The sequence below is a fragment of the Streptomyces sp. NPDC057307 genome (assembly GCF_042667665.1).
Classification (GTDB): Bacteria; Actinomycetota; Actinomycetes; order Streptomycetales; family Streptomycetaceae; genus Streptomyces.
This window is the reverse complement of sequence record NZ_JBHUZM010000217.1, coordinates 1-9,043: the sequence shown is the minus strand read 5'-3', so window position 1 is coordinate 9,043 and position 9,043 is coordinate 1. Positions and strand designations below refer to the sequence as shown.

Sequence of the window (9,043 nt, the reverse complement as noted above, 5' to 3'; positions counted from 1 at the left end):
GTGGACAACCGTCCACCGCCGCCGCCCCGGACACCCGGCGCGACGAGCCCCCGATCCGCAGGGACGACACGACACGTGCGAGTACCCAGGCCGCGTTCCGGTAGCAGCGTCCGCCAGGCCCGCGTGAGGGGGCCGGTCCGATGAGTACGTACCGGGACCTCACCCACCGCGGCTCCGCGCGCGCCACCGTCCTGCGGACCGTCGGCACCCGCGAGCGCCGCTCGCACGCCTCGGCGCCCCGCGTCCCCACCGTCGGGATCGACATCGGCGGTACGAAGGTGATGGCCGGGGTCGTCGACCCGGACGGCAACATCCTGGAGAAGATCCGCACCGAGACGCCCGACAAGTCCAAGAGCCCCAGGGTCGTCGAGGACACCATCGTCGAGCTGGTGCTGGACCTCTCCGACCGCCACGACGTGCACGCCGTCGGCATCGGCGCCGCGGGCTGGGTGGACGCGGACCGCGCGAAGATCCTCTTCGCCCCGCACCTCGCCTGGCGCGACGAACCCCTCCGCGACTCGATCTCCTCGCGGCTCGCCGTCCCGGTGATGGTCGACAACGACGCGAACACCGCCGCCTGGGCGGAGTGGCGCTTCGGCGCCGGACGCGGCGAGGACCACCTCGTCATGATCACGCTCGGGACCGGTATCGGCGGCGCCATACTGGAGGACGGCCGGGTCAAGCGAGGCAAGTACGGCGTGGCGGGCGAGTTCGGCCATATGCAGGTCGTGCCCGCCGGACACCGCTGCCCGTGCGGCAACCGCGGCTGCTGGGAGCAGTACAGCTCGGGCAACGCGCTCGTCCGGGAGGCCAGGGAACTGGCCGCCGCCGACTCCCCGGTGGCGTACAACCTCATCGAACGGGTCAAGGGCCACATCCCCGACATCACCGGACCGCTGATCACCGAGCTGGCCCGCGAGGGCGACGCCATGTGCGTCGAACTGCTCCAGGAGATCGGCCAGTGGCTGGGCGTCGGCATCGCGAATCTGGCGGCGGCGCTCGACCCGTCCTGCTTCGTCATCGGCGGCGGCGTCAGCGCGGCGGACGATCTGCTGATCGGCCCCGCGCGGGAGGCGTTCCGCCGCCAGCTCACCGGGCGCGGCTACCGGCCGGAGGCCCGTATCGCCAAGGCCCAGCTGGGCCCCGAGGCGGGCATGGTCGGCGCGGCGGACCTCTCCAGACTCGTGGCGCGCCGCTTCCGCCGGGCGAACCGGCGCAGGCTTGAGCGGTACGAGAAGTACGAGCTGTACGCGGAGGCCATCCGCACCGGCCGGATGCCGCAGGACCTGCGCGAGGAGCAGGAGCTGCGCGAGGCCGAGGAGTCCCGCGCCGCGGCGGTGCGCGAACGGCGGGAGTCCGCGGCGGCGGAGCCGAAGCCCGACCCGGAGACGGAGACGGGCACAGAGACGGAGAGGGAGCCCAAGCCGGACACGGCGGCCCGCGAGGCGCCGGAACCGCAAGCGCCGGAAACACCGCGAGAGCCCCGCACGAGCCCCAGCCGCGCCCCCCGCACCAGCCAGGAACCGCCCTCATGACCGTGCCCCACCAGTCGAAGTCCCCGGAAGCGATGCAGAAGCCGCCGGAGGACCACCGTCATATGGTCCGCCGCCGGTGGGTGACGGCGATAGTGATCGTGCTGCTCATCGGTGTTCCCGCCGGTTATCTGGTGATCTCGGCCGGTCAGAGCCGCCGCAGCGGTCTGGACAAGGAGCTGGAGTCCTCCGCGACCGGCCTCACGGACGCCGTGCCGTCCCGGATGAAGCAGCGGGTCTTCGAGGTGCCGATCCCCGCGCGTGCCACGCACGTGCGCTACTACGAGACGAGCAACTGGAAGTCCAGCCGGTTGTATGTGCAGTTCAACGTGACGTCCGGTCGGCTCGACACCTTCCTCACCGAGCTGGGCACGCACCGCGCGGCGCTCGCGGAGGGCAAGGTCACCATCGCGCCCCGCGACTCGCGCACCGTCGGCTGGAAGTTCATCCCCACCCGCGTCTGGTCGGGCACCACGCACAAGCAGAAGGACCCACGGCCCACCCAGGACATCACCGTCGACCTGAGCGACCCGGCGATGCCCCGTGTGTACGTCGTCTCCACGACCACCCCATGAGACACGGCGGGTGAGGGAAGCGGGATGTGGAGGTCTGGCGAGTGTGCCGACCCACCCCCGTTGGAAATTGTGAGATATGGGAGCGTGAGCGGGTGAGCGAGACGACGACCAAGACCCTGCAATACCGCTTTGACGGGCCGGAAGACGCGCCGACCCTGGTGATCGGCCCCTCCCTCGGTACGACCTGGCACATGTGGGACAGGCAGACGCCCGAACTGGCCAAACACTGGCGCGTGCTTCGGTTCGACCTGCCCGGCCACGGCGGCGCGCCCGCCCACCCCGCCACCGGCGTCCCCGAGCTGGCGGACCGGCTCCTGGCCACCCTCGACGGGCTCGGCGTGCAGCGCTTCGGCTACGTCGGCTGCTCCATCGGCGGCGCGATCGGCGCCGAGCTGGCGCTGCGCCGCCCCGACCGGGTCGCCTCGCTCGCGCTGGTGGCGTCCTCCCCGCGATTCGGTACGGCGGACGAGTTCCGGCAGCGCGGCGTCATCGTCCGTACGAACGGTCTCGACCCGATGGCCCGCGCGGCGCCCGAACGCTGGTTCACGGCCGGATTCGCCGCCGCCCAGCCCGCGATCGTCGAGTGGGCGGTCCAGATGGTCCGTACGACCGACCCGGGGTGCTACATAGCCGCCTGCGAGGCCCTCGCCGCCTTCGACGTACGCGCGGAACTGGGCAGGATCGGTGTGCCGACGCTCGTCCTGGTCGGCGCCGAGGACAAGGTCACCGGACCCGCCGAGGCCCGCACGCTGGTCGCCGGGATACCGGACGCCCGGCTCGCGCTCGTGCCGGGCGCCTCGCACCTCGCGCCCGTCGAGCAGCCGGCCGCCGTCACGGACCTGCTCATCCGCCACTTCTCCACCGCCTGGCAGAACCCCTCCGACACCTCGACCGGCATCACGGTGCTGCCCGACTGGGCCACCTATCCCGGTCCGGGTACGCCGGCGGGACCGCCGACCCTGTCGCCGATGACCGCCCCCGTCGCGGCGATCGCCTCCGCCGAGCAGCCGCAGGCCGTGGCCGCCGTCCGCCCGGATCCCTACGAGGCGGGCATACGGATCCGCCGGGAGGTCGTCGGTGACGCCCACGTCGACCAGGTCATGGCCGAGACGGCCGGCTTCGGCGGCGACTTCCAGGAGCTCCTGACCCGCTACGCCTGGGGCGAGGTGTGGAACCGGGGCGGCCTGGACCGCCGCAGCCGCAGCTGTGTGACGCTGACGGCCCTCGTCGCCGGCGGCCACCTCGACGAACTCGCCGTCGAGACCAGGGCCGCCCTGCGCAACGGTCTGACCCCGGCCGAGATCAAGGAAGTGCTCATCCAGGCGGCCGTCTACTGCGGCTTCCCGGCGGCGAACGCGGCGTTCCGCGTCGTCGGCGCGGTCGTCCAGGAGGAGACCACCCCCGACCCGTGACGGCCGCCCTCCCTCCCGTTTGCCGTCGTGGTGGCGGGTGTCGACCATGGGAGGGTGCGATGCCCGTGTCGTACGGCCGGCTGTGTACGACAGTGTCCAGGAACCCGCAACACGAGGTGATCACGTGAAGCTCACCAAGAAGTCCCACGCCTGCGTCCGGCTGGAGAAGGACGGGCGGACGCTTGTCGTCGACCCCGGCGTCTTCAGCGAACAGGACGCCGCGCTCGGCGCCGAGGCCGTCCTCGTCACGCACGAGCACCCCGACCACTTCGAGGAAGGCCGGCTGCGGGCCGCACTCGAAGCGGACCCGGCCGTCGAGATCTGGACCCTGCGCAGCGTCGCGGAGCAACTGGCGACCGCCTTTCCGGGGCGGGTGCACACCGTGGGGCACGGTGACACGTTCACGGCGGCGGGCTTCGACGTGGAGGTGCACGGTGAACTCCACGCGGTGATCCATCCCGATCTGCCGCGGGTCACCAACGTGGGCTATCTGGTGGACGGTTCGCTGTTCCACCCCGGCGACGCGTTCACCGTCCCGGGCCGGCCGGTGGAGACGCTGATGCTCCCGGTGCACGCGCCGTGGAACAAGATCTCCGAAGTGATCGACTACGTACGCGAGGTCAAGCCGCGGCGCTCCTTCGACATCCACGACGCCCTGCTGACCGATCTGGCGCTGCCGATGTACGACGGCCATGTCGGCCGCCTGGGGGGCTCCGGCCACGCCAGGCTGGCCCCCGGCGAGGCCACCGAGCTGTGACGGCTCCCACCGGCCCGTGACGGCTCGGACGGTGACTGTCAGACCTCGCGGATAGGCTGTGGTCCATGCGTATCGCCACCTGGAATGTCAATTCGATCACTGCCCGGCTGCCCCGGCTGCTGGCCTGGCTGGAGAGCACGGGCACGGACGTGCTGTGCGTCCAGGAGACCAAGAGCACGCTGGAGCAGTTCCCCTCCGACGCCCTGCGCGAGCTGGGCTACGAGGCGGCGGTCAACGCGACCGGCAGGTGGAACGGCGTGGCGCTGATCTCCCGCGTCGGTCTCGACGACGTCGTCAAGGGCCTGCCCGGCGGCCCGGAGTACGAGGGCGTCGAGGAGCCCCGCGCCGTCTCGGCGACCTGCGGCGGTGTCCGGGTCTGGTCGGTCTACGTGCCCAACGGCCGCGAGGTCACGCACGACCACTACGCGTACAAGCTGCGCTGGCTGGAGGCGCTGCGCGCGGCGGTGGCCGAGGACAGCGCGGGGGACCGGCCGTTCGCCGTCCTCGGTGACTTCAACGTCGCGCCGACCGACCAGGACGTGTGGGACCCGGCTCTCTTCGAGGGCGCCACCCATGTCACCCCCGCCGAGCGCGACGCGCTGGCGGCGCTCCGTGCGGGCGGCCTGTCCGATGTGATGCCGCGACCGCTCAAGTACGACCAGCCGTACACTTTCTGGGACTACCGCGAGCTCCGGTTCCCGAAGAACCGGGGTATGCGGATCGACCTGGTCTACGGCAACGGGCCCTTCACCGCTGCCGTCAAGGACAGTTATGTCGACCGTGAGGAGCGCAAGGGCAAGGGTGCTTCGGACCACGCCCCGGTCGTCGTCGATCTGGACCTCTGATGTTGCGGAGGCCGGGCCGGCATCGGCGGGTCTGACTCTGGGCATTCTGCCTCTGATACCGCCCGCGTGCCCTGAGGTGCGCGGGTACGGGGAAATGGCAGGCTGAGTGGTATGAACATCCCTTTCTTGGACAACTGGCGCAAACGGAACGGCGCTGACGAGGGGTCTTCGCCGGCGTCCGTCGTCGGGGGTGACGCGGAGGGCGTGGCCGAACTGCTCTCCGAGTGCGAGCTGCTGCGTGTCCGGGCGGGGCAGTCCGGACTTGAACTGGACGATTCCCCCGACTCGTTGGAGGCGCTGGACCAACTGCCTCCGCACTGGCGGGACGACCCCGAGGAGCTGCCCTGGCTGGGCAACGACGCGGGGCTGTATCTCGGTACGGTCATCGTGCGTACGGTCGAGGGCGCGACCTGGCACATCTGGCCCGGCGGTCACCCCGTCGTGCGGCTCGTCTCCGGCCGGGAGATCCAGGTCGTGGAGGCCGGTCTCGACTGGGCCGTCAGTGGCGCGCCCGAACTGTCCCAGGTGTACGCGGAGGCGGCCGAGGCCTGAGCGAGGGGCGCGGGGCGGGCACGGGGCACGGGGTGGGCTCGGCTCCTGGAGTTTAATACGGCTTATGCCCGATTTATGCGTGTCGGGTGTGAAGTCCCTTGGCGCGCTGGATAGTTTGCGCTGACCTCGACAGAGCCGAGAACGGGGAGGGCAACGTATGGCCGTCGACCACGGTCCGACGGGCAGTCCGCGGCGGGAGCCGCAGCCGATTCCACGACAGAGCCAGGGACCCCCGACCGGATTCCCCGGTCCGGGAGTTCGGGTACGCGGGCGAGCCCATCGCGCCGAATCTGGACTACGATTTGCCGTTCATCCCCATGGTGACGGTGGTCTTGCCGGCAGAGGCCACGGATGCCGCGCCGGCCTCGGGCACTCCCCGGGAGTCCGTACGCGTCCGCCGTGCTCCGCGCACGCGGGGATGGTCCCGCCGCCGCCCGAGGCGCGGTAGCTCAAGGGACATGGCCCGCCTCCCGCTTCTCGGGAGGCCCCTCCGGCAGCAGCCGGAGATCACTTCTCGCGCCGCGGGACCGACAGGCACCATGGGTCGGGCGTGGCCGGGGAGAAGGTCAGCTGCGCGCCGGGAGGGCCGTGTCCGCCATGGAGCGGGCCCGCGTCGTCGCGACGTACGACGAGGGTGCCGCTCTCTCCCCTTTCCGGCCCGCTCACCGCCCCCTCCGCGCCCCGGCTCAGCCGGTCGCCCGGTGCGAGGTGCGTACGGCCGGAGCGGGCTCCTGCGCCGCCCTGGTGACATCGGCGACCAGCTCGACCACATCGGGGCCGTACGCCTGCGAGTTGACCACCTTCAGCAGCAGACAGAACGAGTCGCGGCCGTGCTTGCGCGCCAGCTTCTCGTGGTGCCTGGCCAGATAGCGCGAGGCCGCCTGGTTGGTGATGGCCCGCTGTCCGCAGAAGAGAAAGACCGGCCGGGACTCCTGCCCCGCCGTCAGGCGCGCCAGGATGACGTACTCCGCCACACCCGGGTCGGCGCGGTAGCGCTCGGTACCGATCTGGAAGGCCCCGCGGTCCGGGCCCGGATCCGGGTCCGTGTTGATCTTGACGCCGGGCAGCAGCGAGGAGAGATGCGCGGCCATCCGCCGGTTCGACGCCGGGCCGCCGAGGCAGAACTCCGTACGCTCACCGAACCCCTGCTGCGCCGAGTCGTGCTGGACTATCTGCGCGTGCGCGCCGCAGTCCTTGATCAGCGCGGACATCTCCAGCAGCGCGAAGACGTCGTGACGGTGGACGGCGCCGTCGCCGCCCGCCTCGCGGTTGACGACCAACAGGCACTCGGAGTTGCCGGGCAGCCCGAAGAACGCCTGTTTCCTGCGGAGTTTGCGGCGCCAGAGATAGGTACGGGCGATCCAGCCGAGAGAAGCACTGATACCGGCGGCGAGCACCCCGAGAACGATGTTGCGTACGTCGTCAGTCATGGGCGCGCACTTTAGCGGGACCGCGCCGCGACGGACATCCCACCAGGGTTCCGGGGCAAGTGGTTCTGGCGGGGCACGAGTGCTGAGGTTACGCTCCGCGGACGGACGCCCACCGGAGGTACAGATGCACCGCCTCGCCCTACGCAACGTCTCGATAGTGGCGCTCGCCGCCGCCATGCTGTCGGTGGGTGCCGCGGCGCCACCGTCCGCGCCCGCCCAGGCCCCACCGGGGAAGACACCCGCCAAGACTCCCGCCAAATCGCCGGTCGCCGTCGGCCACGGCGGGGCGGTGTCCAGCGTCGACAAGGACGCGTCGGCCGCGGGCATCGAAGTGCTGCGGCAGGGCGGCAACGCCGTGGACGCGGCGGTGGCCACCGCCGCCGCGCTCGGCGTCACCGAGCCCTACTCGGCCGGTATCGGCGGTGGCGGCTACTTCGTCTACTACGACGCCAAGTCCCGCTCCGTCCACACCATCGACGGCCGCGAGACCGCCCCGAAGACCGCCGACGCCACCCTCTTCCAGGAGGACGGCAAGCCGATCCCCTTCGCCGAGGCCGTGACGAGCGGACTCGGTGTCGGCACGCCCGGCACCCCGGCGACCTGGGAGAAGGCGCTCGACTCCTGGGGAAGCACCTCGCTGCGGCAGTTGCTGAAGCCGGCCGAACGGCTGGCGAAGGACGGCTTCACCGTCGACGAGACGTTCCGCTCCCAGACCGCGTCGAACCAGGAGCGGTTCGCCGACTTCCCGGCCTCCGCCGAACTGTTCCTGCCCGGCGGTGAACTCCCGGTGACCGGCTCGGTGTTCAAGAACCCCGACCTGGCGCGTACCTACGCGGAGCTGGGCCGGCGCGGCACCGACGCGCTCTACCGGGGCGACCTGGCCCGCGACATCGTGCGCACCGTCAACACTCCGCCCGTCGACCCGGACGCCACCCGCAAGGTCCGGCCGGGCGATCTGACGACCGGCGACCTGGCCGCGTACCGGACCAAGGGGCAGGCGCCCACGAAGGTCTCCTACCGAGGGCTGGACGTGTACGGCATGGCGCCGTCGTCCTCCGGCGGTACGAGCGTCGGCGAGGCGCTCAACATCCTGGAGCGCACCGACCTCTCGAAGGCGTCGCAGAAGCAGTATCTGCACCGCTTCATCGAGGCGAGCCGGATCGCCTTCGCCGACCGGGGGCGCTGGCTCGGCGACCCCGCCTTCGAGTCCGTTCCGGTCAAGGGCCTGCTGTCGCAGCGCTTCGCCGACTCGCGCGAATGCCTCATCAAGGACGACGTGGCGCTCAAGAGCCCGCTCGCGCCCGGTGACCCGTCGAAGCCGGTGCCGTGCGCGACGGGCGGCACGGCGGCGCCGACGACGTACGAGGGGGAGAACACCACCCATCTGACGGCCGCCGACAAGTGGGGCAACGTCGTCGCGTACACGCTGACGATCGAGTCGACGGGCGGCAGCGGCATCACCGTTCCCGGCCGGGGCTTCATCCTCAACAACGAACTGACGGACTTCTCGTTCGCCCCGGCGAACCCGGCCGTCCACGACCCGAACCTGCCCGGCCCCGGCAAGCGGCCGAGGTCGTCCATCTCCCCGACGATCGTGCTCGACGAGCGTGACCGGCCGCTCCTGGCGCTCGGCTCACCGGGCGGCGCGACCATCATCACGACCGTCCTGCAGACGCTCACCGGCCATCTGGACCGGGACCTGCCGCTGGTCGACGCGATCGCCGCGCCCCGCGCGAGCCAGCGCAACGCCGCGACGACGGAGCTGGAGCCGGGTCTCTACGACAGCCCGCTGCGTGCCCAACTCGAAGCACTGGGGCACGCGTTCACCAAGAACCCGGAGATCGGCGCCGCGACAGGCGTCCAGCGGCTGCCGGACGGCCGCTGGCTGGCGGCGGCGGAGAAGGACCGCAGGGGCGGCGGCTCCGCGATGGTGGTAAGCC

At 71.5% G+C, this 9,043-nt stretch carries 7 protein-coding genes and 1 pseudogene; 7 read left to right on the top strand and 1 reads right to left on the bottom strand.

Annotated features, from left to right (window positions below; translation table 11 throughout):
• Positions 1-140 precede the first annotated feature (140 nt).
• From ACFUN8_RS35940 to ACFUN8_RS35915, 6 genes and pseudogenes are all read left to right on the top strand, one after another.
• Positions 141-1,286: pseudogene (locus tag ACFUN8_RS35940) on the top strand (ROK family glucokinase); the annotation flags it as partial.
• A 245-nt stretch (positions 1,287-1,531) separates the two neighbouring features.
• Positions 1,532-2,107, top strand: a complete 576-nt coding sequence (locus tag ACFUN8_RS35935) for a hypothetical protein (protein ID WP_383647250.1) — start codon at positions 1,532-1,534, stop codon at positions 2,105-2,107.
• A 92-nt stretch (positions 2,108-2,199) separates the two neighbouring features.
• Complete coding sequence (locus ACFUN8_RS35930; protein ID WP_383647247.1) at positions 2,200-3,519, top strand: alpha/beta fold hydrolase; 1,320 nt, start codon at positions 2,200-2,202, stop codon at positions 3,517-3,519.
• Positions 3,520-3,643: 124 nt separating this feature from the next.
• Positions 3,644-4,276 (top strand): MBL fold metallo-hydrolase, encoded by a 633-nt coding sequence (locus ACFUN8_RS35925; protein WP_383647244.1) that lies wholly within the window; start codon positions 3,644-3,646, stop codon positions 4,274-4,276.
• A gap of 65 nt (positions 4,277-4,341) precedes the next feature.
• Positions 4,342-5,121, top strand: coding sequence for an exodeoxyribonuclease III (locus ACFUN8_RS35920; RefSeq protein ID WP_382572648.1), 780 nt, complete (start codon positions 4,342-4,344; stop codon positions 5,119-5,121).
• A 111-nt stretch (positions 5,122-5,232) separates the two neighbouring features.
• Positions 5,233-5,673, top strand: a complete 441-nt coding sequence (locus ACFUN8_RS35915; RefSeq protein ID WP_382572646.1) for a DUF6278 family protein — start codon at positions 5,233-5,235, stop codon at positions 5,671-5,673.
• A 686-nt stretch (positions 5,674-6,359) separates the two neighbouring features.
• On the opposite strand, the gene ACFUN8_RS35910 is transcribed toward ACFUN8_RS35915, so the two are convergent.
• Positions 6,360-7,103: a hypothetical protein gene (locus tag ACFUN8_RS35910; RefSeq protein WP_383647240.1), complete on the bottom strand. Its 744-nt coding sequence runs from the start codon at positions 7,101-7,103 to the stop codon at positions 6,360-6,362.
• Between the two features lie 124 nt (positions 7,104-7,227).
• Between ACFUN8_RS35910 and ggt the strand changes: the two genes are divergently transcribed.
• On the top strand, positions 7,228-9,043 hold a 1,816-nt coding region (gene ggt / locus ACFUN8_RS35905), incomplete at its 3' end, for a gamma-glutamyltransferase (RefSeq protein WP_383647238.1).

Excerpts from the sequence above, each read along its gene's own strand:
- ACFUN8_RS35935 (WP_383647250.1), top strand. The coding sequence starts at position 1,532 with ATGACCGTGCCCCACCAGTCGAAGTCCCCGGAAGCGATGCAGAAGCCG.
- ACFUN8_RS35920 (WP_382572648.1), top strand. The coding sequence starts at position 4,342 with ATGCGTATCGCCACCTGGAATGTCAATTCGATCACTGCCCGGCTGCCC.
- ACFUN8_RS35915 (WP_382572646.1), top strand. The coding sequence starts at position 5,233 with ATGAACATCCCTTTCTTGGACAACTGGCGCAAACGGAACGGCGCTGAC.
- ACFUN8_RS35910 (WP_383647240.1), bottom strand. The coding sequence starts at position 7,103 with ATGACTGACGACGTACGCAACATCGTTCTCGGGGTGCTCGCCGCCGGT.